Below are 24380 nucleotides of genomic sequence, written 5' to 3' on the forward strand. Positions count from 1 at the left end.
TTTGTATAGAAAATCATAATTCTCACAACTTAATAGAAATTTAATGAAACATTAGGAAAAGCTACCACAGAATCAAGGCTTTAATGATTAAATTTGAGATACAAGGAAAAGAACTATGCTTAACTATGACAGTATTTCGCTTACTGAAGCGACTGAAATTCAGAACCGGCTTCGCAACAGCGTTTCATTGATTACTGAAAACAAGAATATTACAACTATTGCGGGTGGGGATATTTCACATAATAAAGACACCGACATTGTTTATGCTGGCATTGTGGTTTTGAGCTATCCGCAAATGCAGCTACTATCCTATTCACTTGTTATTGCAAAAACTATTTTCCCCTATGTCCCGGGCTATTTAGGATTCAGAGAAGTCCCTGCATTGCTTCAGGCCTGGGAACAGCTCCCACAAAAACCCGACCTGATGATATTGGACGGTCAGGGAGTTACACACCCAAGGAGAATGGGTATTGCATCACATTTTGGAGTACTTGCAAATCATCCTGCTATTGGCTGCGCCAAAAATATGTTATACGGTAATTACAAGCCTCTTGGACTGCAAAAATTCAGCACCAGCCCAATAATAAGTCAGAATGAGCACATGGGCTATGCAGTTCGCACCAAAGACAATGTGAAACCTGTGTATATTTCTCCGGGGCATAAAGTATCTGTTGAAGATAGCGTGGAATTCATGAAACCATGTATTCTCAAACACCGAATACCTGAACCAACACGATATGCGCACGAAAAGGTAAATCTCTTTAGAGTTGGTAAGTTAAAAGAAGGTTTTCATACTCTTGACGTACAGCCCGATCTTTTTACGGGATTTTAGCTATTCAAAATTATCATGAATTCTTTCAAACTCCTTACGGTTTTCCCAGTATTGCCTGAAAGCCTCATTTTTGATGGCAGCAATGCGTTCACTAAAGTTAGGTGCCATACCGTTAGCCGCGACATATTCCACTACCTGTTTATATGAATTCAGCATACTTTTATAAAAGGAAGCATAACTCAATTCACGCTTACCGGAATATTTTTGTGCTGTTTCAATATTGAATAGCATAACATCAGCCACCACATAGGGATCCACCCCAATGGTAAGGAAGTGTTTAATATATTTCTGCGCGGTAGATCGGCGAAGTTTTGGGCGCTTACCTTTTATAGGGAAGTATTCATTCGCGATCTTAACCTTAGCTTCCTGTTCAAGCTTATCTTCTTTCGGATTAAAAACAAAGTCATAATAGGCTTTTACCTCGCCGAATTTTTCGTACAATGAAAGAAGCTGCTCTTCCAATTCCTCTTTAGGCAGTGATGCCAGGTACTTTTTTAGGTCGCGTTTACTCATGGTATTCAAAAATAAGCCTTAATTTTGCCATCAGCAATAAAATGTAAAAAAGAATGCGGAAAAACTATATAAAGTAGTATTTTTGCAATCCTTTAAACAAAGTCAAAACTAAACAACTTTTACTGTGGAAAATCCGAGCGCACAAAAACTGATCAACAAAATACAGCTGGACCTTTTTAAAAAAGGTTTTGAAGCAGAAACTCTAATTGCAGATCTGAAAAAATTACGCGAATATTCCCTTGAAGAGCAAAATCCGGTACTTACGAAGGCATTACGTCTTACTTATGAGCACCTGGAGGCTAATGGAGCTTTCCTTATCCCTATCCCTGATGATGAACCTGTGGATGAAGAAACAGAATTAGTAACTGATTCTGAAAGCAGCAGCGAAAACAACATGGAGAGCCTTGAATACCTTATTTCGTTATTCAGTGACCTGACTAAAAAGAACAATCTTCTTGACCTAAGAGAATACAACAAAGCTTTTTTAGCATTCTAAATAAAAATCTTTGGTTATATAATTTAAAGCTGTTTGGAAACAAACGGCTTTTTTATTGTTATAAAGCTGAATTACCTAATTTTTTGTTTTTCTGCCAAAGACGTATGTCCTACATTTGTATTCATTAAAATTATCCTCCACGTATGACACGTTTATTTAAAATTATTGCTACCCTAGAAGGTATATCTGCACTTGTATTATTCTTTATCGCCATGCCGCTTAAATATATTTGGGATATGCCCGAATATGTACGCGTAGCAGGAATGGTTCACGGACTTTTGTTCACCGTTTATATTATTATTGCTACCATGCTTAAATTTGAGCTTGGATGGTCATGGAAAAAATACATCATCATCTGCCTGGCTTCAATTCCGCCATTTGGTACTTTTTACATGGAATATAAATACTTAAGGAATACCGAAAACGATTCTGAAAAGATATAATGGACATATTTAACTGGGCATATAACTTACTGAAGAGCATTGGCCTTGGCCATATTACGGCTATATACATCAACCTGATAGTAAACATTCTTATCATTGGTGTCCTGGCGTATGTAATTGACAAAGTTGCCAAGAGGGTGTTTGTAATTGGCTTTATCATTTTAGCAAGAAGCACCAAAACCTCTTTTGACGATTTTTTAGTCAGGAACAAAACCTCAAAGTTCATTGCCCATTTAATACCGCTTTATTTCATTTATAAAACGGCTCCAATTGCTTTAAAAGATTTTACCTACTGGGAATATATATTCTCCAAGGGTATCAGTTCCTTTATTATCCTTATCAGCCTCTGGATTGCCCGAAGTATCTTTAATGCATGGGGCGATTACCTCAAGCAGAAACCGGATTATAACGATAAGCCTATTGACAGCTACGTACAGGTTGTAATGTTAATGTTATGGATTTTTGGCATAACAACCATTATTCTTATGCTCTTTGATCTTGAGTTCAGAGTGCTATTAGGAACTTTTGGAGCTATTTCAGCTGTTGTTATTATTATTTTCAAAGACACTATACTTGGTATTGTAGCCAGTATTCAGGTTACCATCAATGACATTGTACGTATAGGCGACTGGATCACCATAGAGAAATTTGGTGCCGATGGCGATGTTATTGAGATTAACCTTGCCACGGTTAAGGTTAAAAATTTTGACAATACAACAACCACTATTCCTACCTACAGCCTTATCTCTGATTCGTTTAAAAACTGGCGCGGAATGCAGACTTCTCCAGGCAGGAGGATCAAGAGACACATTCTTATCAAGGCGAATACTGTACGTTTCGTTCATAAAGACGAATTGGCAGAATTCAAAAAGATACATTTGGTTTCTGCTTATATTGACCAAAGACAGCATGATATTGACAAATATAACGACCTAAATGGTATTGATAAATCACTGTCGATTAACGGTCGTAACCTGACCAATCTTGGTATTTTCAGGAAGTACATCAATAATTATATTGAGACACATCCGGGTGCTAATAAGGAAATGACCATCATGTGCCGCCACCTGCAGCCTACCGAGAAAGGTATTCCTATCGAAATTTACCTGTTTACATCCGATAAGCGCTGGATAAACCACGAATACATAATGGCTGACATTTTCGACCATATCATCGCTTCAGTGGCTTATTTTGACCTTGAAATATTTGAATTGCCTTCCGGCAAAGGATATATCGACAATTAAGGCTTAAGGATCCTATCTTTTACGTACTCGATCTTCGTTTTTCCGTGAGCCGAAGGACGGCCGAAACTATCAAGGTTCACCATCGTTATGTTATCTACAGTAATGATCTTCTCCTGTGTCATTTTGTTACGCACTTCTGATTTAAGCACTAGCGAAGTCGAACCAAAGCGCACCACATCAATACCTATTTCTACGATATCTCCCTGTTTGGCAGAGCTCATAAAGTTTATTTCCGACATATGTTTGGTAACCACTCTTTGGTTTTCCAACTGTATGATAGAATATAATGCTGCTTCTTCGTCAATCCAGGCTAGCAGCTTACCTCCAAATAAAGTTCCGTTAGGATTAAGGTCTTCGGGTTTTACCCATTTTCTTGTGTGAAATCTCATAACTTGTGTTTTTCTAAAGCTAATTTTATGATATCGGAATGATCAAATGCTAATTCAGGTAAATCCAAAACTGGAAACCATTTTGCTTCATCAGCATCATCAGCACCAACAACTTCGGCATCATCAGAAGCGAAACCTGTATAAGCAACTGAAACCGTATGGCTTCTCGGGTCACGACCGGGTTTGCCAAATGCACCAAGCTGTTTGAGGCCTTCAACCACAAGTCCGGTTTCTTCCTGTAATTCGCGTTTAGCCGCATCAGCAAGATCCTCGCCTTCATCTACAAAACCACCCGGTAAAGCCCATTTACCTTTAAAAGGATCATTCTTTCTTTTGATAAGAAGCAACTCTTTTCCGTCAGCTTTTTTCCTGAATATAACAGCATCGACCGTTACAAATATCTTTGATGTTCTCATACCTCAAAGTTAAGAAAAACCCGACCTCCTTTATGGCAATTTTTCAGTGATTTTATTTATGATATGATAGATATAAAGCAGCAAAGTTGCAAAGTGACAAAGTTTTGAAATAGTCACAAAGTAACAGAGTTCCAAAGCAGCAAAGTCTTAAACTCTGTTACTTTGGAACTCTGATAATATATTAAGAAACTAAAAACTCTGTTACTTTGAAGCTCTGCAACTCTCTAGTAAGCCAATAGCTCCTGAAGTGCTGTTTCAAAACGCGCTTTAGGCAGGTATTGGTCTTCCAGTGCTTTAGTAAACGGAATAGCACTCTCAAGGCTTCCTACACGTTTTACAGGGCCATCAAGATGCTCGAAGCAGTTCTCCATGATTATCGAAGAGATATCACTGGCAATTCCGCCAAACAAACTATCCTCCTGAAGTATGATCACTTTTCCTGTCTTCTTAACCGATTTATATATCGCTTCTGTATCAAGCGGCTGAAGCGATCTAAGATCGATCAGGTCGGCTTTGATATCAGGATTTTTGTCTAATGTTTCAAGCGCCCAGTGAACACCTGCACCAAATGTAATAACCGTTACGTCGCCACCTTCTTTAAGCATTGCTGCCTTACCGAAAGGAATCGTGTAATAATCCTTAGGCACATCCTGGTAAATGCTCCTGTATAGTGCTTTATGCTCAAAGAACATTACCGGATTCGGGTCGTTGATGGCAGTTGCCAAAAGCCCTTTTGCATCATAAGGGAATGCAGGGTAAACAACTTTAAGCCCCGGAGTTTTGGTAAACCAAGCCTCATTTGTCTGTGAATGGAAAGGCCCTGCCTGTACTCCTGCCCCACAAGGCATGCGCACTACTACATCGGCGTTTTCCTGCCAACGGTAGTGTACTTTAGCCAAATAGTTAACAATTGGATTAAAGCCCGTCGATACGAAATCGGCAAACTGCATCTCAATAACCGATTTATATCCATTGATGGAAAGCCCCATACCCGCAGATACAACAGCCGATTCACAGATTGGTGTATTACGTACACGGTCTTTACCGAACTCAGCAACAAAGCCATCGGTAATCTTGAAAGCCCCGCCATATTCGGCAATATCCTGACCCATTATCACAAGGTTCTCGTGGCGGTTCATAGATTGCCTAAGTCCCTGCGCAATAGCATCGATCATACGAACGTTTTCCTTATCATCATTTGAAGCAACTTCCTCAAATTCATATGGTTTGTATACATCATTTAACTCTTCACTTAAACTTGCTTCGATAGCAGGTTCAGCAGAAGCTTTTTGATAATTCTCGTCGATTTCTTTCTTAAGTTCAGCCCTTAAAGCTTCATCTGCTTCTTCTGTAAGCACACCTTCTTCCTTAAGATATTTCCTGTAGTTATCTACCGGATCTTTGATAGCCCACATGTCCATCAGCTCCTGTGGAACATATTTTGTACCACTCGCCTCTTCATGTCCGCGCATCCTGAAGGTTTTGAATTCTAACAATACCGGACGTGGATTCTCACGCAGTGAAGCTACAATATCAGTAAGCTTGGTAAATACCTCAAGAATGTTGTTACCATCAATGATATGCGATTCCATTCCGAAACCAACACCTTTATCGGCGATATTCTCGCAACGGTATTGCTCATTGGTTGGTGTAGAAAGTCCGTAGCCATTATTCTCAACGATAAACAGCACCGGGAGCTCCCATACAGCAGCAATATTAAGCGCTTCATGGAAATCACCTTCAGAAGTAGCACCCTCTCCTGTAAATACAGCAGTTACTTTCTTTTCATCCCTTAGCTTGTGTGCCAGTGCGATACCATCGGCCACACCTAATTGCGGACCAAGGTGTGATATCATACCAATGATCTTGTATTCCTGCGTACCGAAGTGGAAAGAACGGTCACGGCCCTTGGTAAAGCCGTTAGCCTTGCCCTGCCATTGTGAGAACAGGCGGTATAACGGAATATCGCGGCCTGTGAACACACCAAGGTTACGGTGCATAGGAAGGATATATTCGTCTTTATCCAAAACTGCGGTAACACCCACAGAGATAGCCTCCTGGCCAATACCCGAGAACCATTTGGATACTTTACCCTGACGGATTAGGATAAGCATCTTCTCCTCTATCAGCCTTGGCTTTATTAATTTCTTATATAAATCGAGTAATTGTTCGTTGGTTAATTGTTTTCTATCGAAATTCATGTTGATTTTTGAATAATCATTAAACGATTCCAAAAGTAATAAAATAACAGTAGGTAAATAAAATGTTAGGAAAATTTATTTTTTAATAATAAAACTATGCGAGGTATGCTGTTTTATCCTAAAGAAATTTCTCTTGTTTAAAACTATTCTTTTATGTTAAAAAATAACCATACACACTTTAAATATTATAAATAAATTTGTTTAAAATCCTTATTATATGAAATGGACATTAATATTAACAATACTTGTTGGTTTTTTTCAGCTCATATGTGGAATAATGCCTTTGACAGGAAAAATATCAGATTTACGAAGAAGACCATATTATAAAATATTAACTTGGAGAGGATGGGTCATAGTAACACTAAGTCTATTTTCAGTATTGTGCACAATAACTCTCTTTATCATTTCAGAAAACGAATCAGACAATAAAGACCAAAAACTAAAAAATGATTTATTAGATAGAGACATTAGACATGAGAAGGCTATAGTGAATGCCGGAAAAGATTATATTGATAAACTTGGTGAAAACCAAAGAGAAACAGCTGAAGCATTAGCTAAGTATGGCTTAAAATACGATGCTACAAAAGATGAAATTGTCAAAATAGCTAAAGGAGACACTTTAAGATATAAGCCTGAACCAATAATTCAAATAGCTATAAATAAAGGCATCAGTGTAGATTCAATTTATGCAAATATGGCACATTTTAAAGTACGTATTGAAAATCGTATTGCGCCAGCGAAAAATGTAGATTTAAAATATTACTTGCTTAGTAAAAAAAACAAACAAATTAGCATTTTAAATCGCACCCCATATCAATTCTTGGGTAAAGATGCAGATTTAGATTATAACACAGAATATACCGAAAAAATCAAGTACCCATATAATCAGGTTGATGCCATATATATTTATTTATGTGGAACATTTAAAAATTCAGATGGAAAAAAATATACACTTTCACAATTTTACGTTTACGATTTTAACAAAAAAGATTTTGGGCTTCTCACTGGAATAAATTATGAAATAGCAGTAGACTTATTAATAAAACAAGGGATATATAGAAAATTCTAACGTTTGCGACAACAAACTAGATAACTCGGATTTGTAATCCGTGCCGGCAAAGAAATCACAACCATTTCACAACCATTTCACAACCATTACTACAGGCATGAGTTTTAATTGATTCATACTAGTTTTCTACTACTTTTCAAGACCATCACGACCTATATAAATACTATATATAAAGATATACTATAAACAAACCCTAAAAAGCTCTTCCATAAATCTATAAATATCTAAAGTTATAAAGCAAGGAGGGAGATTTTTTTTGAGTTTGATTCTTTTTCTTTTCTTCCTTATGAGAGATTTAATGCGAATGGTAGCAATATGATCTAAAAGAGATGCTTCCTTTATCAGCATGACACTGATTCACCAGGGGCGCGGATTTGCAATCTCTATAAATTATTTCCCTACCTTTGAATTTTGCAACAAAATTCAAAGTTATGAATATTGAAAACAAAACCCTTGAGGATTTCTATAAAGAGGCCGCCATTTTACCGGAAGGGAAATAAACACTTTATTACCACCAGGTATAAACAAAGAGATCGGACACTTTAATATATTCGATATTGCCGATACTATCCGTGAGGTAAAGCGTAAGAACCAGATGCCTTACAACCGCAGGGCCTATTACAAAATAAGCCTTATCCGTGGTAAGAACCGCGCTGAATATGCCGATAAGGTTATTGATGTACAGAAGAATGCATTATTGTTTGCTACCCCTAAGGTTCCGTACCATTGGGTACCACAAGATGAGAATCAGTCAGGTTCGTTTATTGTTTTCACTGATGATTTCATGGTAAAGAACAAAAGCGGCGTGATGCTTGACGAGCTTCCTATTTTCAGGTCGGGTGGTTATCCCGTTTTTGAAATATCTGACGAAAAAGCTGATGAGATTGAGCTTACCTTCAAAAAAATGAAGAAAGAGATCGCTTCGGATTACGAATTCAAATATGATCTGCTACGCAATTATGTTCTGGAACTCATACACTATGGACAAAAACTGCAACCTGCAACTACCATACAGTCAGCACACAATGCTTCGCAACGCATTATAGCATTGTTTATCGAATTATTGGAACGTCAGTTCCCTATTGAATCGACTTCCCAAAAGCTTATACTGCGTTCTGCTAAAGAATATGCCGACAGGCTGGCTGTGCATGTAAACCATCTTAATAAGGTACTTAAGGAAAATACAGGCAAGACCACAACTGAGATCATTACCGGACGCATGATACAGGAAGCTAAGATATTACTCAAGCAAACCGACTGGAATGTATCTGAAATCGCCTATAGCCTGGGATTTGACGAAGTCGCGCATTTTTCGAACTTCTTTAAAAAACAGACAGAAATGGCTCCGTTAGCTTATAGAATATAAGTCAGATTTGAATTTTGCAAATCAGGGATTGTAATTTGCAAACACCCACCTCCCCTTCTTACCGAATTTTGTACCATCAATTAATAACAATAATTATATAAAATGGAAACAACAAAAAATAAGATCGCGTTAGTAACCGGCGGGAGCCGCGGACTTGGAAGGGATATGGCAATTGCATTGGCTAAAAAAGGTATTGATGTAATATTCACTTACAACAGTAATAAAGCTGCTGCCGATGAAGTAGTTGCAGAGATTCAGGCATTAGGTCAAAAATCTATCGCTTACCAGCTAAACACCGCAAACATTTCTGAGTTTGACAGCTTCTTAAGCGAAGTAGGCTCACACCTTAAAGAACACACCGGAAGCCCTAACTTCGATTTCCTTATCAACAATGCGGGTACGGCGCTTTACGCTCCGTTTACTGAAACTACCGAAGAGCAACTTGACGATATGATAAACATCCACTATAAAGGTGTCTACATGCTTACCCAAAAAGCACTTAACTACCTGAATGATGGCGGCGGTATCGTAAACATCTCATCAGGCCTGGCACGTTTTACACAACCGGGATCATCAGCCTATGGCGCAATGAAATCAGCCGTGGAGTCACTTACCCGCTACCTTGCCAGGGAACTTGGATCAAGAAGAATCAGGGCTAATGTAGTTGCTCCCGGACCAATTGCAACCGATTTTGGCGGAGGCCGTGTGAGAGACACTAAAGAAATAAATGATTTCCTTTCAAGCATTACTCCATTAGGTCGTGTAGGCCTTGCTGACGACATTGGCGGTGTTGTAGCTTTTTTATGTACCGATGATGCCAAATGGGTTAACGGACAACGTATTGAAGCATCAGGAGGTATCTTCATATAATCAATTAAATATTGTCATTCTGAACATAATGCAATGGAGTGAAGAATCTCTTTTCAAAACCTGAGATTCTTCCTTCGTCAGAATGATAGGCAACATAACATTCCCTTAACCCGGAATGAAAATTTATGGTTATTTTTGCTTCCACAAAAACGACCATTATCCATGCAAAATATACCAAGCGTAGACCTGCGCGATTTCCTTTCCGGCGATGAACAACGCAAGCAAAAATTCATAAATGATATCGGTAAAGCCTACGAAGATATAGGCTTTGTAGCACTGAAAGGCCATTTCCTTGATGACGCACTTGTAGATTCACTTTATGAAGAGGTAAAAAATTTCTTCAGTCTTCCTTATGAAGCAAAATCACAATATGAGATTCCCGGCATTGGCGGACAGCGCGGTTATGTTTCTTTCGGAAAAGAAAAAGCAAAAGGACATACACAGGGCGACCTGAAGGAATTCTGGCATTTTGGGCAATATCTTTCTGAAGACTCAACATACAATGGCCATCCTCATTACCATAATAATGTAGAAGTTACTGAACTTCCAAATTTCAACACTACAGGCAAAGAAGCTTACAAAATGCTTGAAAAAACAGGTGTTTATGTATTAAGGGCATTAGCCGTTTACCTTGGCCTTGACGAAAACTATTTTGATAACTATGTTGGAGAAGGCAACAGTATACTACGCCCTATCCACTACCCTCCTATCACACAGGAACCAAAAGATGCAGTACGTGCAGCAGCACACGGTGATATAAACCTTATCACTTTACTTATGGGTGCTCAGGGACGCGGCCTGCAGGTTCAAAACCACAACGGTGAATGGATTGATGCTATCGCCGAGCCTGATGAACTGGTTATCAATGTTGGCGACATGCTTTCAAGACATACCAATAACAGACTAAAATCGACCATACACAGGGTTGTTAATCCTCCAAGGGAATTATGGGGTACTTCCCGTTATTCCATTCCATTCTTTATGCACCCCGTTGCCGAAATGAAACTGGATTGCCTTGAGAACTGTATTAGCGAAGATCAGCCTAAGCTTTATGAAGACATCACAGCCGGTGATTATCTTTATGAGCGTCTTGTAGAGCTCGGGCTTATCAAAAAATAAAAACATATTTTTATATACAATCAGGCATTGGACAATAGTTCAATGCTTTTTTATTTATAATTTTGGGATATGAAAAAAATCTTTAGCGCACTATTTCTTTTATCAATACTTGTAATTTCATGTGCTGAGGAAAAAGCAATTACTGTTGACCGCTTTAAAGATTTCCCGGAAGAGATTGACGGTTGTGCCTGTTATTTTTCTGCCAATAAAGAAGATTTCATAAATGGCAGCTATATATATGCCGATACTTATCATGACCATGCCTATATCAGTATCAACGGTCAAATGATGCAGTTCAAATTAAAGAGTTATACTGATGTTACCGAAGGCTATTGGGTAAAGATCTATACTAATGATGACTATGAGGTTACTCTTGACAGCGAGGAAGTATTGCAGGTAGATGAAACCTGGCAGCAAAAAGGAACAATGTCCATCAAATCCAAAGATGGAAAGAGTGTAAAAGAAACTATTTACGGCGAATGCGGATGTTAATGCATTTATTTACATAATTAAACCTATGGCGAAGAAATTAAGCAGTTTAGATGATTTAGGAGGATTCGTATTCTCTACCAATAAAGAGTTTGAATTTGAATCAAACGACGAGCAGCAGGAAACCCTTGCAAACAATCAGCAGAAGCTCGAAGCGCATCTTGATAAGAAGAATCGTGGCGGTAAAGTAGCTACAATAATTAAAGGATTTGAGGGCAGCGATGACGATTTAAAAGCCTTAGCCAAGCAGCTAAAAACACTTTGTGGTGTCGGCGGTGCCGCTAAAGATGGCGAGATAATTATCCAGGGGAATTTCAGGGATAAGATCATAGATTTTCTTGCAAAAGAAGGTTATAAGGTAAAAAGAGTTGGTGGATAAGCCAGAATCTGAAAATTTATATATCCCTTAAGCAATTTTGTTTGAGGGATTTTTTATTCTTGTTTGTTAAATCTTTATAGTCTCACTACCTTTATCCTTTACAATCCTATTTACATGAAAACACTAAAAATTGCTGGCGTTCCCGAACATTTCAACCTCCCTTGGCATCTTTGTATTGAAAACAGCGAATTTGAACAGGCAGGTATCGATGTGGAATGGACTGACACTCCTGAAGGTACAGGTAAATTGTGCCAGATGCTTCGCGACGGCAGCACTGATATAGCTGTAATTCTTACTGAGGGAATCATTAAAGATATCGCTGCCGGCAATGAGAGTACAATCATTCAGGTATATGTGGAGTCGCCATTAGTCTGGGGAATCCATGTGGCTGCCGGTTCTCCACATAAGCAACTTTCAGATATTGAGAACGGTAGAGTCGCTATCAGCAGATTTGGCTCCGGTTCGCATCTTATGGCAATTGTAAATGCAAAAAATCATGGATGGGATACAACTGGCCTGGAATTTGAAATAATCAACACACTGGATGGCGCCATTGAAGGTCTTACCGAAGGACGTGCCGATTACTTTATGTGGGAACGTTTTATGACCAAACCGATTGTAGACAAAGGTATCTTTAGGAGAATTGGCGACTGCCCTACTCCGTGGCCTTGTTTCGTGATCGCAGTCCGTAATGAAGTATTGAAAAACGATGCAAAAGCCATCGAAAAATTACTGGAAATAATCAACATCACAACAGCAGATTTTAAAGAAATACCAAGCATTGACAAGACACTTGCCGAACGCTATAACCAAAAAACAGAAGATATTCAGGAGTGGTTAAAAATAACTGAATGGTCTCAACAGAAACTGGACAAAAGTACGTTTGATAAAGTACAGGATCAATTATTAGAACTTAACCTTATAAATGATAAAGCTGCATTTGAAATAGCAGCAGGATAAAACACAGCGTTTTATTTGACCCTAATGATAAAACTGGATTCCACAACCATAAAAAATTTGAAAACTAAGCTCCAGATAAAGGAGCCGTGGGCATCTATTATCATTTTTGTACTAAATGTACTTATTGCCATACCGCTGTTTATTATCATTCACCAAAATCTTAAGGACCCGAACTGGCCACTACACATTGACAGGATCCTTATTGGAATAGTGATATTGGTAGCTATCCAATTGGTATTGCGGTTAATGAAACACATCCTTATCGTCTGCATATTCCTTTACCTGATTGCATTACTATATGGTTCTGTATTTGGTAATTATGGTTTCAATAAGGTATATGAAGATTATCGTTCCATGGTTTACACCATGGCCGACGACCCGAATCCACAAGATATTATCATATCTAAACTTCTACCTTTCCCTAATAAATCGAAAATTATTGATGCGGTTGAATTTGACAATCCTGCTGTAAGGAACTTTGCCCTGATGGCTACCACAAAATACTTCAGGGATGTTAAGGGTTACAGAAAACAAAGACGGATGATACAGTGTTTTGCCGTATTCAAGGAGATCCGGAACCGTTGGAATTATGTAGATGATCCAAAAGGACAGGAATATATTGCATCAGCATCAGAATCTATTCAGCATTTTTCGGGAGACTGTGATGACCATGCCATATTGATGTCGGCAGCAATACGTGCAATTGGAGGAACTCCCCGTATTATTCACACAGGCGGACATTTATACCCTGAAATGCTCATTGGAACCAAAGCCGATCTTGAAACTGCTAACTACCTGATAAAAGAAATACTTTTTGTTGAAGAGAGCCGTGGAAAAGAAATTCATTATCACATAGACGAGCGTGGCCAGATATGGCTGAATCTTGATTATACAGCGATGTATCCGGGTGGGCGATTTATGAGCGAAGAAATTTTAGGAGCGCTTACATTCAATTAACTTACCAATCAATTTGCTTCTTCCCTTTTTGAGCAAGGAATTCATTAGTTTTACTAAAATGCTTATTTCCAAACCAATGTCCTTTATTAGCACTTAAAGGTGATGGATGTCCTGATTCCAAAATCAGATGCTTTTCTTTATTAACACGAGCGCCTTTTTTCTTGGCAAAACCGCCCCAAAGCAGAAAAACAACATCTTTCTTTTCATCAGATATCTTCTGGATAACAGCATCTGTAAATGCTTCCCATCCTTTCCCCTGATGACTATTGGCTTCACTCTGGCGAACAGTAAGAACAGCATTAAGCAACAGTACTCCCTGATCAGCCCAACGTTCCAAATTACCTGTTGACGGAAATGGCTTACCTAAATCGGTTTGGATTTCCCTGAAAATATTTTGCAACGATGGAGGAAATGGTATTCCGTCACTAACAGAAAAACACAGGCCATTTGCCTGGCCCGGACCATGATAAGGATCCTGCCCGATGATGACAACTTCTACCTTATCAAAAGGACAATGGTCGAATGCCGAAAATATCTTTTTCCCGGGAGGATAACAGGTATGCTGAGAATATTCATTTTTTACAAAATCTATAAGGGAACCAAAATATGGCTTATCAAACTCATCCTTTAAAATTTCTTTCCACGAAGACTCAATATTTACCTGCATATAGTATAATTTTAGGCAAATATAAACAATGCTCTTTAATGCAATTGTAAAGCCATCTTAAACTTTTACGGCATGTGTACAACCCTACTAAATATGTAGTATTTTTGTATAAATTACGCCTATACTCATAATGATCAGCATAACAGATAAAACCTTAAAAGACTTAGAATTCTACACTGTCCTTGAAGCAGTTGCCTCAGGTTGTACTACAGAACCAGGACACGAAAAAGCGCTACAGATATCTCCTTTTAAAAATAAAGAAGAACTGATGGATTCGCTTTTAGAGACTTCAGAATATGTTTCGTCTTTCGATAATAACAACGCACTCCCAAATCATGGTTTTGAACCCATAAATAACGAAGTAAAATTCCTTGCTATCGAAGATAGTTATCTGGAGGCACCTGCATTTAGAAAAATAGCTGTTGTTTCAGAAACAGTTAATACGCTTATCAAGTTTCTTGAAAAATTTGATGACTACTACCCCACCCTGAACAAAAGAGCTATTAATGTTGAGTATACTAAAGAAATCCTGAAGAATATTGACACGATAGTTGATAAATATGGTGAAGTAAAGGACGATGCATCTCCTGAACTTCAAAATATCCGCAGGGAAATGAATCTGGTTAAAACAAAGATAAATCAGAGTTTTGTATCAGCTTTGAGCCAGTATAACGGAATGGGGTATCTTGACGATATTAAAGAAAGTGTTGTTGAAAACCGCAGAGTTTTAGCGGTATTGGCAATGTATCGAAGAAAAGTAAAAGGTTCAATTCTGGGAAGTTCAAAAACTGGCAGCATCGCTTATATAGAACCTGAAGCTACATTAAAATATTCGAGAGAACTCAATAATTATGAGTATGAAGAAAAAGAAGAGATAAAACGTATATTATTACAATTAAGTAATGTCGTACGTCCGTTTGTACCTCTTTTGTATCATTATCAGGAATTTTTGACAGATATAGATGTCATTTCCGGTAAAGCAAAATATGCCAGGAGAATCAATGCTCTGCTGCCAACGATTACCGAAGAAAAAAGACTTTATTTCAGGGATGCCTTTCACCCAATTCTTTTATCGAATAATAACAGAAAAGGAGAAACAACCTATCCACAGACAATAGAACTTAAAGAAGATAATCGGATTATTGTAATATCCGGACCTAATGCAGGTGGTAAGAGCATTACACTTAAAACGATTGGACTATTACAATTAATGCTTCAAAGCGGATTGCTAATTCCTGTTCATGAGCGAAGTGAGACTTTTTTGTTTGACAGGATAATGACAGATATTGGAGATAACCAATCTATTGAAAATCATTTAAGCACATACAGCTACCGCCTAAAAAACATGAACTACTTCTTAAAGAAGTGCAACAATAAAACATTGTTTCTAATTGACGAGTTCGGTACCGGATCAGATCCTGAATTAGGTGGTGCTTTGGCCGAAGTATTCCTTGAAGAGTTTTATAATCGGGAAGCCTTTGGGATTATCACTACCCATTATACAAATCTGAAAATTCTGGCAAATGAATTACCTTTCGCCACAAATGCCAATATGCTTTTTGACGAAAAGTCACTTGAGCCAATGTATAAACTTATTCTTGGACAAGCCGGTAGTTCGTTTACTTTTGAGGTAGCGCAAAAAAATGGCATTCCTTTTGGATTGATCAATCGCGCAAAGAAAAAAATTGAAGGCAGTAAAGTACGATTTGACAAAACTATCGCCACTCTTCAAAAGGAACGCTCTAAACTTGAGAAAACTTCTCAAAACCTGAAAGAGGAAGAAAGTCGTGCCCGTGAAGAAGGTAAAAAAATGGAAAACATCAATACAAAAATTCAGCAAAAGCTCGAAAGCTATCAGGAACTGTATGATGCGAACCAACGTCTTATTTACATGGGACAAAAACTCGATGATATCAGCGATAAATATTTCAATAATAAAAACAAGAAGGAATTAATTGGTGAATTCCTTAAGATGGTTGAAATTGAAAACTCTAAGCGTAAAAAGGCCACCCCTAAAGAGAAAAAGGAAAAAGAAGTTCAGCAAAAGATAATCATTGCCGAAGTAAAAGAAAAGGTTGAAGAGATACGTGAAGAGAAAAAAGAGAAAAAATTAAAAGCCATTAAACTTGAGGCCGAGAAACCAAAAGCTATTCTAAAAATTGGAGACAGGGTCAGAATGATTGATGGTAAAGCCGTAGGAACTCTGGATGCTATTGAAAAAAAGAAAGCCACGGTAAATTATGGCTTATTCACCTCTAAGGTAGATATTGAATTACTCGAACTTGTTGAGGCAAAGAAGAAATAAAATATGGATTTACCTTTAAATAAAAAAATAATATTGTTTGACGGTGTATGTAACTTATGCGATAATACCGTTCAATTTATCATTAAACATGATAAAGAGGATATTTTTCGTTTCGTTGCCCTCCAGTCTGATTTGGGTCAGGAAATAATAAACCACATTGGTCTTGATACTTCAAAAACCGACTCCATCATTTTATACGAACCAGGAACAGCCTATTATTATAAGGCTGAAGCTGCACTTAAAATCGCTAAAGAATTAGGCAGTGTTTATTCACTCCTAAGTATTTTCACAGTCTTGCCAAATTATCTAAACAATAAAGTTTATGATTATGTTGCCCGTAATAGGTACAAATGGTATGGAAAAAAAGAGGAATGCATGATTCCTACACCGGAAATGAAAGCGAAATTTTTATAACACAAAATATCAAAACAAAAGAGCCGCTAAAAATAGCGGCTCTTTTGTTTTTAAAATTTCTTCAAATAAAAACACCCGCTAAAAGCGGGTGTTTCAATATTATCTAAAAAACTAATAATTAGTTTTTAACGATTTTTTTAGTTGTAGTACCTTTGTCAGAAGACACAGTCATCATATAGATACCTGAAGCAAGATCAGAAACGTTTACTGAAGCGTTAGATACACCATCAAATTTTACAGATTTAACTGTACGACCGTTAAGATCAGCAATTGCAACATTTGATACAAGAGCATCAACAGCTACGTTAACTACATCACTTGTAGGGTTAGGATATACAGAAAGACTAGCAAGAACATTTTCATTAACACCCGCAACACCAGTAGCAACTGTTAAATCATCTATAAATAAGTAAGCCGGTAAAGTACCTGAATTGTGGTGTCTGAAACCTAGAAGAATAGTTTCTCCTGCGTAATCAGCTAAATCAACATTTTTCAGCTCTGCTTCTGTTTTTGAAACATTTGTAACAGTTAAAAGTACAGCAGCAGCATCAAGAGCAGCAGCAAATTCTTCTAAGGTTGTAGCAGCAGCCATTGCAGTAAGGTCGTCTGAAGTAAGAGCTATAACATCATATGCAGGAGTTGCGTTTGCATTACCTAATGCAACAGCTTTGAAAGTAGCATACGCAGGGGCGTCAGCCGGAAATTCCAAAGGAACTGAAACTAATAAATTGTCAGAACCCTCAGTCATTACTATTTGTTGGTTTGGAGCTGTACCTGTAACTGTAAAGTTCGCAGAACCAGCGGTTCCTGCACCTGAAAGACCTAAAGCAAGAAGATCTGCATCTGTTTGATAAACAGTGAAAAAAGCTGTATCTCCATCTGTTGAGAATGAGTCCCATGTAGGTAAAGATTCATCTGTTGGAAACACATCTCCATAAACATCAAAAGGTTGAGTATAAATTGTTTCTTGTGCTTGTACAGCAAAAAAAGAAGCTAAAAGGAAAGCTCCGGTAAGTAATTGTTTTTTCATGATGATAAATAGTTTTTAATTTTTCCAAAAATAAGGAAAATTTTATCACGAACAATTATTTTTTACAAAAAAACAAAAAAAAACAGGCTGTAAAGGCCTGTTTTTTATAACATATTGAAAATTAATTAGTTTTTCACAATTTTTTTAGTTGTCATACCCTGATCTGAAGCTATATTCATCATATAAATCCCTGAAGAAAGTTCAGAAATGTTGATTTGAGCATTTGATACGCCATCATATTGGGCAGATTTAACTGTACGCCCGTTTATATCTACAATCGAAATAGCAGAAATTTGAATATTCTGGTTGTTATCAATAGTAACAACATTGTTTGCAGGGTTAGGGTAAACAGATAGCTTTGATGCCAGGTTTTCATTTAAACCGGCAGTACCATCAGCCGTAACACTAAAATCATCAACTAAAAGAGCAAATGCATCATCTGTAAGATAGTGAATTGCAATATATACATCCTGCCCAGCATACTGATCAAGATTAATTGTATACTCAGTCCACTCTATAGGAACCTGAACATAAGTTCCCTGAGTGAGCACAGTGAAATCCGCAGGGTCAGTATTACCCGTAGTTGAAATAGCAAGAGCCATTCTTTCCAACCCATACTGAGCTGTTATAGATTTTGCATAAAAAGTCACCTTATTTCCTGATTCAGCCAGAGATATTTGCGGAGATACAAACCAATCATTGTTAGGCCCAACAGCAGTTGGATCATCTAGATTTTGAGTTACTGCTGCAAAAAAGTTTAATGAATTTATACCAGTACGAGGAGCCCATGCCTCAGCTAACGCTGGTGTTGTTGCCGTTGGATCAAAAACTATCCCTGTACCTGTGTATCCTGCATTTTCAAATTCAGTATCTTCAATCGTGTAAGTTGGCGCACCATCTATATCAATTTGTGTCCAGTTTCCGATTCCCGATATTGTGAAAGCGGAATAAGTATCAAAACTGTCTTGAAAAAGTGTCTGCTGTGCATTCATTGTAAAGAAAGCTCCCATTAAAAAAGCCCCTGTAAGTAGTTGTTTTTTCATAATAATAAGTTTTTAATTTTATCAAATCTAATAATAAAACAATTATATCAAAAAAAAATTAAACAAAATTTAAGAAAAAAAAAGAGGATTAAACTATTTTTTATTTAATTATATAAAAATTCACCAAAACCAATGCAGCCATAGCTTCAACTATAGGTACTGCACGAGGCACCACACAGGGGTCGTGTCTTCCCCTGCCCTGCATCTCAACCATATTACCCTCTTTATCAATAGTCAGTTGGGATTGCATAATTGTCGCTACCGGCTTGAAGGCGACCCTGAAATAAATATCCATGCCATTGCTGATACCACCCTGTATACCTCCCGAAAGATTAGATTTTGTAGAACCGTCAGGGTTAAATAAATCATTGTGTTCACTCCCTTTCATCTTAGCACCACAAAAACCGCTACCATATTCAAAGCCCTTTACAGCATTTATGGATAACATTGCTTTTCCAAGTTCTGCATGCAATTTATCGAACACAGGCTCACCAAGGCCAGCCGGCACATTTTGTATTACGCAGGTAATAGTCCCCCCAATTGTATCACCTTCTTTACGGATTTGCTTTATGTATTCTTCCATCTTAACAGCCGTAGCACTATCCGGACATCTAACGTCGTTTGTTTCGGTCAAAGAAAAATCAAGAGCCTGATACGGTTTATCTATAAAGATATCACCGACCGAAGAAACAAATGCGTTTATTTTTATTTCAGGCATAAGCTGCTTTGCAATTGCCCCTCCTACTACCCTGCTTATCGTTTCACGTGCAGAACTTCTTCCTCCACCCCTATAATCTCTTATTCCATATTTCTTATCATAAGTATAATCGGCATGCGATGGCCTGTAGACATCCTTAATATGCGAATAATCATCCGGTTTTTGACCTGAATTAGGAACGATAAACCCTATAGGTACACCTGTAGTCTTTCCTTCAAATATTCCGGAAAGAAATTCGACAGTATCCGATTCTTTACGCTGCGTTACGATTGCTGACTGTCCGGGCCTTCTCCTGTCTAGTTCTTTCTGGATAGCTTCAAAATCAATCTCAAGTCCAGGAGGGCAACCATCAATAACTCCGCCTATAGCTGTGCCATGTGATTCACCGAATGTCGTAAGCCTGAATATTTTTCCAAATGTATTTCCTGCCATAATGTTTTATGCTTAAAAAACAAATGTAAGCCCTTCCCTTCTATAAATAAAATAAATGGCACAGTACATTATTTCTTCTTCAAAACATTTTAATAACACTGTCGTAAACATACCTTTATATATATGTTAGTAATTTGCAGAAGAAAAAACACCTGATGAAAAAAAGGAATGTTGATCTCGTTGTCCTATCGGATATACACTTAGGTACTTATGGATGTCACGCTAAAGAACTTTCAGCCTATCTCTCTACCATAAAACCCAAAACATTAATCCTAAACGGTGATATCATTGATATCTGGCAATTCAGGAAATCATATTTCCCAAAATCACATTTAAAGGTTGTAAAAAAACTACTTGATTTTGCATCTAAAGGCACAAAGGTTTATTATATAACCGGGAACCATGACGAGATGCTGAGAAAGTTCAGCGGAACATCGATGGGCAATTTTTCGATTTGCGACAAAGTTGTACTAGAACTCGACAATAAAAAGGCTTGGTTTTTTCACGGCGATGTTTTTGACAGTTCGGTTAATCATGCCAAATGGATAGCAAAACTAGGTGGTATTGGCTATGACTATCTAATTCTACTAAACCGTTTTGTAAACTGGGTGCTTAAAAAAATGGGTAAAGAACCATACTCTTTATCTAAGAAAATCAAAAGCAGTGTAAAAAAAGCCGTAAAATTTATTTCGGATTTCGAAGAAACAGCATCAGAAATTGCAATTGAAAACAATTATGATTATGTAATTTGTGGACACATCCATGAACCTGTAATTACTATTAAAGAAAATAAAAAAGGCAGTGTTACTTATCTGAATTCCGGTGACTGGATAGAAAATCTGACAGCTTTGGAATACAATAAAAAACGCTGGAAACTATACAGGCACACCGAGATGGAACCAATAATCGAAGAAGATTACTTTGAAATGGAAACACAACTGGATCATCAGTTAATAGCTACTATGCTATTTTCAAAAAAATAGCTTTTTAACAAAATAGTTAGCTATATTAGCCTGCAAATCTAACTAACATGAAAAAAGTATATTTGCTGAGCGCATTAGGTGCTCTTATGTTTTCTTGCTCTTCAGATGATAATGGAGATAGCGGTAACAATTCAACCGGAGATTTTTTACCGGTTAATAGCGGTAATTATTGGGTATATGATGTACAGGGAACATCTGTAAGCGGCAGAGACTCCTTATATGTTTCAGGTGACACAGTAATCAACAACAACACTTATAAAAAATTAAAGGCTAAAGATGGAATCGCAACAGGGTTCTTCTCAAATGCACTTAACAACAATGGCATAAGACATGCCGACGGGAAGACATATCTTTCGGGAACAGCCGGTTTAGCAATATCTGACGAACTACCATTTGACCTGGCTATAACCGACTTTATTGTTTTTGATCAAAATGCATCAGAGAACCAACAGCTTTCAATTAAGGAAGGAACTATTAATCAGGATTTGGAAGGTTATGGACTTACCATTAATTACAAACTTTCTTCGAAAGCAAAAGCACCTGTAGCCAGCATTACTGTAAACGGAGAACAGTACTCTAACGTAAAAACGACAGAGATAACTCTAAATATGGAAATAAATGTTAGCGTTACCATACCCGGAATCCCAATCCCAATATCATTCCCTTTAATGGCAAAACAAGATGTAGCAGTTTCCACTCAATATTATGCTGAGGGCATAGGAGCAGTAAAAAGTGTAACTGACATAACTTATCAACTTGCCGAATTACCTGATGTTGAACTACCTATACCACAATCCGGTTCGGAGCATCAGGAAGAGGTACTTGTACACTATAATGTAGAGTAAAATGTTTAACAAAATGATAACTGTTAAAAGTTTAACAAAGCCCAATTCTTACAAGAAACTAGATTTATCTTTGTTAAATAAATAACCCAGTAAATCATTATGAAAAAATTATTGTTATCAGCTTTTGTGCTACTAGGAGTAGCATTTAGCTCGAATGCACAGGAAAAAAACGCTTTAGGTCTTCGACTTGGAGACAATGACGGTTTTGGTGGAGAAATTTCATATCAAAGAAGTCTAAGCAGCAACAACCGCCTTGAATTAGATCTTGGATGGCATGACTCAAAAAGCTACGATGCTGTTAAACTTACAGGTTTATACCAATGGGTATGGAATATCGATGGCGGCTTTAACTGGTATGCCGGTGTTGGTGGTGGTCTTGGAACATGGGATTTCAATGACGGTATCCCTGACTACTATGATGGTGATGATGACAGTGGCGTTTTCGCTTTTGTTGCAGGTGATATAGGTATCGAATATAATTTTGATATCCCTCTGCAATTATCGCTAGATTTCAGACCTGAGTTATATTTTAACGACTTTAGGGATGACAATTTCGCAGGTGACATTGCACTTGGAATACGTTTCAAATTCTAAAAAATATTTTACATAAAAAACCCTGTTTTCAAACAGGGTTTTTTTATCTTTAAAAGAAAAACATGGATCAGCGCGACATGCAGATACTTACCCTCAGGGGCGAACCAATCGGAGAAATACTCCCACAATCATCCAAAGAAGAAATTTTTCAAAACAAAACAATACGGCCAATACTTAAATTACAAAATGACTTGTTTATAGAATCATTCATAAATTATATCAACAAATCAAAAAGTGATTTTTATGCATTTAGCATTGAAAAGAAATTAACTTTTATAGACAATACAATTCACAAAGACATTAAATTCAGAAATGCCCTGAAAGGCATGATCATTGCAATGTTTACGGTTGATGAATTTAAGGAATACATACAGGACTCATCAAGCCTAAACAAACGCATGATGAACCTTTTGATAGAAAGGCTTAAGGATCAGGTTCAGCTTTTAACAATAAGAGAATAAAAAAAGAGGAATGACTATTCCTCTTTTTTTATTCAATATTACTTTCACCGTTCATATTTGTTGTGAGCACGTCGCTCATGTAATCAAAATATGGCCGCATAGCATCAAATGTTCTAAAAATATCTCGACTGAAATTTTTATCCAGCACTTCTTTATCTGTAAATCTTCTTACAACTAAAAATTGCTTTTTTCTTATAAGATCAATTGCTTTATGGTTTTTATCAAAATCTTTTGGAGCTGTCTTGAGTTCTTCGCCTTCAATAGTACCAAAGTATTTTTGAAACTCGGGAGCGGCGATTATTTCTCTTATCTCGCTTTCATCCAACTCAAATTCCTTTCTGATCCTTTTCAGGTCTTCAGCATTTGGCTGCCAGAATCCACCTTCAACAAAACTGTTACCGGGCTCAAGATGTAGATAGTAGCTTCCCCTAAAAAAAGGTTTAGTTCTGGAATACCATGCTCCCAGGTAGTTTTTATAAGGAGATTTGTCTTTTGAAAAGCGAACATCTCTATAAATCCGGTAAACCTGAATACTTTCAATAGAATCCTGCTTTTGCAACTCATTGCCAACTTCATTAAAAAAAGTCCTGCACTGATTTTCAATTTTCTGAAATTCAGCTTTGTTATCAGCAAACCATTCCCTGTTATTGTTTTTTGCAAGCAGACGTAAAAAATCAAATACCTCTTTGGAAACCATTATTCCAGTTTTTTGGGAATGAAAATCAATACAGCTTCATTTTCATAATATAATACAAGATTCTTACCTTCAATTTTTGCTTTATTGGCACGGCCAAGAGCTTTTAGATACTCATCTTCTTTAACTCCCTGACAAAACATTTTAGTAGATATAAGCTGGCTTGTCGAAAATTTTCCTTCAGCATCAAGTGTGTAAGAGCCTCCATAGCGATTGCATCCTCCATGACCACTAACTTTATTATCTGATGCAAAAATAACATCTGGAAATTTGTTAGGATAATCAGTAGCTGCAGCCTTTTTTCCATTAATCAAAGATAATTCCCATCCTGTTGATGTAATACTATCTTTAGATGCCACTGCCTTAGATGTGCATTTACACCCTGTCATAAGTGCCATGACCAACACTATGCTAAAAGCGAAAACTAATTTTTTCATGAGATTTTGTTTTA

Annotated in this window: 28 protein-coding genes; 18 read left to right on the forward strand and 10 right to left on the reverse strand. The window is 37.3% G+C overall.

All coding sequences use genetic code 11. From position 1 onward, the window contains the following. The first annotated feature begins 115 nt into the window (after nucleotides 1-115). Nucleotides 116-832 carry a deoxyribonuclease V gene (gene nfi / locus ACX0HA_RS14150; protein ID WP_458845946.1) on the forward strand — a complete coding sequence of 239 codons (717 nt, stop codon included), beginning with the start codon at nucleotides 116-118 and terminating at the stop codon, nucleotides 830-832. Here the strand turns inward: nfi and ACX0HA_RS14155 are convergent, their stop codons facing one another. Further along, nucleotides 833-1345 (reverse strand): DUF6155 family protein, encoded by a 513-nt coding sequence (locus ACX0HA_RS14155; protein WP_458845947.1) that lies wholly within the window; start codon nucleotides 1343-1345, stop codon nucleotides 833-835. 124 nt (nucleotides 1346-1469) lie between these two features. Here ACX0HA_RS14155 and ACX0HA_RS14160 point away from each other — a divergent pair, with 124 nt between their 5' ends. The 3 genes from ACX0HA_RS14160 (at nucleotide 1470) to ACX0HA_RS14170 (ending at nucleotide 3528) form a co-directional block, all read left to right on the forward strand. Next, nucleotides 1470-1841 carry a hypothetical protein gene (locus ACX0HA_RS14160; protein WP_458845948.1) on the forward strand — a complete coding sequence of 124 codons (372 nt, stop codon included), beginning with the start codon at nucleotides 1470-1472 and terminating at the stop codon, nucleotides 1839-1841. A 143-nt stretch (nucleotides 1842-1984) separates the two neighbouring features. Beyond that, complete coding sequence (locus tag ACX0HA_RS14165; protein WP_458845949.1) at nucleotides 1985-2284, forward strand: DUF3817 domain-containing protein; 300 nt, start codon at nucleotides 1985-1987, stop codon at nucleotides 2282-2284. After that, a complete protein-coding gene (locus ACX0HA_RS14170; RefSeq protein WP_458845950.1) occupies nucleotides 2284-3528 on the forward strand; it encodes a mechanosensitive ion channel family protein in 1245 nt (414 codons plus the stop codon). The genes ACX0HA_RS14165 and ACX0HA_RS14170 overlap by 1 nt, the downstream gene beginning before the upstream one ends. Here the strand turns inward: ACX0HA_RS14170 and ACX0HA_RS14175 are convergent. The 3 genes from ACX0HA_RS14175 to ACX0HA_RS14185 form a co-directional block, all read right to left on the reverse strand. Then, a complete protein-coding gene (locus ACX0HA_RS14175; RefSeq protein ID WP_458845951.1) occupies nucleotides 3525-3917 on the reverse strand; it encodes an acyl-CoA thioesterase in 393 nt (130 codons plus the stop codon). The two genes, ACX0HA_RS14170 and ACX0HA_RS14175, sit on opposite strands and share 4 nt — an antisense overlap. Continuing rightward, nucleotides 3914-4333, reverse strand: coding sequence for an NUDIX domain-containing protein (locus ACX0HA_RS14180; RefSeq protein ID WP_458845952.1), 420 nt, complete (start codon nucleotides 4331-4333; stop codon nucleotides 3914-3916). Before ACX0HA_RS14180 ends, ACX0HA_RS14175 begins: the two co-directional genes overlap by 4 nt. Before the next feature lie 224 nt (nucleotides 4334-4557). Continuing rightward, entirely contained in the window at nucleotides 4558-6534 is a 1977-nt protein-coding gene (locus tag ACX0HA_RS14185) for an alpha-ketoacid dehydrogenase subunit alpha/beta (RefSeq protein WP_458845953.1), read from the reverse strand. A 217-nt stretch (nucleotides 6535-6751) separates the two neighbouring features. On the opposite strand from ACX0HA_RS14185, the gene ACX0HA_RS14190 reads away from it, so the two are divergent. From ACX0HA_RS14190 to ACX0HA_RS14225, 8 genes are all read left to right on the forward strand, one after another. Beyond that, nucleotides 6752-7603 (forward strand): hypothetical protein, encoded by an 852-nt coding sequence (locus ACX0HA_RS14190; RefSeq protein ID WP_458845954.1) that lies wholly within the window; start codon nucleotides 6752-6754, stop codon nucleotides 7601-7603. 595 nt (nucleotides 7604-8198) lie between these two features. Then, nucleotides 8199-8969, forward strand: coding sequence for a helix-turn-helix domain-containing protein (locus ACX0HA_RS14195; RefSeq protein WP_458845955.1), 771 nt, complete (start codon nucleotides 8199-8201; stop codon nucleotides 8967-8969). Between the two features lie 102 nt (nucleotides 8970-9071). After that, nucleotides 9072-9839 (forward strand): SDR family oxidoreductase, encoded by a 768-nt coding sequence (locus ACX0HA_RS14200; RefSeq protein WP_458845956.1) that lies wholly within the window; start codon nucleotides 9072-9074, stop codon nucleotides 9837-9839. Nucleotides 9840-10001: 162 nt separating this feature from the next. Beyond that, on the forward strand, nucleotides 10002-10958 hold the full coding sequence (locus tag ACX0HA_RS14205; RefSeq protein ID WP_458845957.1) for an isopenicillin N synthase family dioxygenase: 957 nt from the start codon (nucleotides 10002-10004) through the stop codon (nucleotides 10956-10958). Between the two features lie 69 nt (nucleotides 10959-11027). Further along, nucleotides 11028-11450 (forward strand): hypothetical protein, encoded by a 423-nt coding sequence (locus ACX0HA_RS14210; RefSeq protein ID WP_458845958.1) that lies wholly within the window; start codon nucleotides 11028-11030, stop codon nucleotides 11448-11450. Nucleotides 11451-11475: 25 nt separating this feature from the next. Further along, nucleotides 11476-11826, forward strand: coding sequence for a translation initiation factor (locus ACX0HA_RS14215; protein ID WP_458845959.1), 351 nt, complete (start codon nucleotides 11476-11478; stop codon nucleotides 11824-11826). Nucleotides 11827-11940: 114 nt separating this feature from the next. Further along, the gene (locus ACX0HA_RS14220; protein WP_458845960.1) at nucleotides 11941-12786 is read left to right on the forward strand and encodes a substrate-binding domain-containing protein; all 846 of its coding nucleotides are present in this window, start codon (nucleotides 11941-11943) and stop codon (nucleotides 12784-12786) included. Between the two features lie 24 nt (nucleotides 12787-12810). Continuing rightward, nucleotides 12811-13743, forward strand: coding sequence for a transglutaminase domain-containing protein (locus ACX0HA_RS14225; RefSeq protein WP_458845961.1), 933 nt, complete (start codon nucleotides 12811-12813; stop codon nucleotides 13741-13743). A gap of 1 nt (nucleotide 13744) precedes the next feature. Here ACX0HA_RS14225 and ACX0HA_RS14230 read toward each other — a convergent pair whose 3' ends face one another. Beyond that, a complete protein-coding gene (locus ACX0HA_RS14230) occupies nucleotides 13745-14410 on the reverse strand; it encodes a uracil-DNA glycosylase (RefSeq protein WP_458845962.1) in 666 nt (221 codons plus the stop codon). A gap of 130 nt (nucleotides 14411-14540) precedes the next feature. Here ACX0HA_RS14230 and ACX0HA_RS14235 point away from each other — a divergent pair, with 130 nt between their 5' ends. Together ACX0HA_RS14235 and ACX0HA_RS14240 are read left to right on the forward strand one after the other, a co-directional pair. Continuing rightward, complete coding sequence (locus ACX0HA_RS14235) at nucleotides 14541-16715, forward strand: endonuclease MutS2 (protein WP_458845963.1); 2175 nt, start codon at nucleotides 14541-14543, stop codon at nucleotides 16713-16715. Nucleotides 16716-16718: 3 nt separating this feature from the next. Continuing rightward, nucleotides 16719-17129, forward strand: coding sequence for a thiol-disulfide oxidoreductase DCC family protein (locus ACX0HA_RS14240; RefSeq protein ID WP_458845964.1), 411 nt, complete (start codon nucleotides 16719-16721; stop codon nucleotides 17127-17129). 118 nt (nucleotides 17130-17247) lie between these two features. Here ACX0HA_RS14240 and ACX0HA_RS14245 read toward each other — a convergent pair whose 3' ends face one another. The 3 genes from ACX0HA_RS14245 to aroC all read right to left on the reverse strand — a co-directional run bounded on the left by ACX0HA_RS14245 (nucleotide 17248) and on the right by aroC (nucleotide 20352). Then, a complete protein-coding gene (locus ACX0HA_RS14245) occupies nucleotides 17248-18159 on the reverse strand; it encodes a T9SS type A sorting domain-containing protein (RefSeq protein ID WP_458845965.1) in 912 nt (303 codons plus the stop codon). A gap of 125 nt (nucleotides 18160-18284) precedes the next feature. Further along, nucleotides 18285-19202: a T9SS type A sorting domain-containing protein gene (locus ACX0HA_RS14250; RefSeq protein ID WP_458845966.1), complete on the reverse strand. Its 918-nt coding sequence runs from the start codon at nucleotides 19200-19202 to the stop codon at nucleotides 18285-18287. 100 nt (nucleotides 19203-19302) lie between these two features. Continuing rightward, nucleotides 19303-20352 carry a chorismate synthase gene (gene aroC / locus ACX0HA_RS14255; protein WP_458845967.1) on the reverse strand — a complete coding sequence of 350 codons (1050 nt, stop codon included), beginning with the start codon at nucleotides 20350-20352 and terminating at the stop codon, nucleotides 19303-19305. 155 nt (nucleotides 20353-20507) lie between these two features. Here aroC and ACX0HA_RS14260 point away from each other — a divergent pair, with 155 nt between their 5' ends. From ACX0HA_RS14260 to ACX0HA_RS14275, 4 genes are all read left to right on the forward strand, one after another. After that, the gene (locus tag ACX0HA_RS14260) at nucleotides 20508-21335 is read left to right on the forward strand and encodes a UDP-2,3-diacylglucosamine diphosphatase (RefSeq protein ID WP_458845968.1); all 828 of its coding nucleotides are present in this window, start codon (nucleotides 20508-20510) and stop codon (nucleotides 21333-21335) included. A gap of 47 nt (nucleotides 21336-21382) precedes the next feature. Further along, nucleotides 21383-22180 carry a hypothetical protein gene (locus ACX0HA_RS14265; protein WP_458845969.1) on the forward strand — a complete coding sequence of 266 codons (798 nt, stop codon included), beginning with the start codon at nucleotides 21383-21385 and terminating at the stop codon, nucleotides 22178-22180. A 99-nt stretch (nucleotides 22181-22279) separates the two neighbouring features. Then, nucleotides 22280-22774: a hypothetical protein gene (locus tag ACX0HA_RS14270; RefSeq protein ID WP_458845970.1), complete on the forward strand. Its 495-nt coding sequence runs from the start codon at nucleotides 22280-22282 to the stop codon at nucleotides 22772-22774. Nucleotides 22775-22836: 62 nt separating this feature from the next. Further along, on the forward strand, nucleotides 22837-23235 hold the full coding sequence (locus ACX0HA_RS14275) for a glyoxalase (protein ID WP_458845971.1): 399 nt from the start codon (nucleotides 22837-22839) through the stop codon (nucleotides 23233-23235). Between the two features lie 28 nt (nucleotides 23236-23263). On the opposite strand, the gene ACX0HA_RS14280 is transcribed toward ACX0HA_RS14275, so the two are convergent. Beyond that, entirely contained in the window at nucleotides 23264-23932 is a 669-nt protein-coding gene (locus ACX0HA_RS14280; RefSeq protein WP_458845972.1) for a DUF2461 domain-containing protein, read from the reverse strand. After that, the gene (locus tag ACX0HA_RS14285) at nucleotides 23932-24366 is read right to left on the reverse strand and encodes an META domain-containing protein (protein WP_458845973.1); all 435 of its coding nucleotides are present in this window, start codon (nucleotides 24364-24366) and stop codon (nucleotides 23932-23934) included. The genes ACX0HA_RS14280 and ACX0HA_RS14285 overlap by 1 nt, the downstream gene beginning before the upstream one ends. Nucleotides 24367-24380 lie beyond the last annotated feature (14 nt).

The sequence above is a fragment of the Flavobacterium hauense genome, assembly GCF_054457175.1.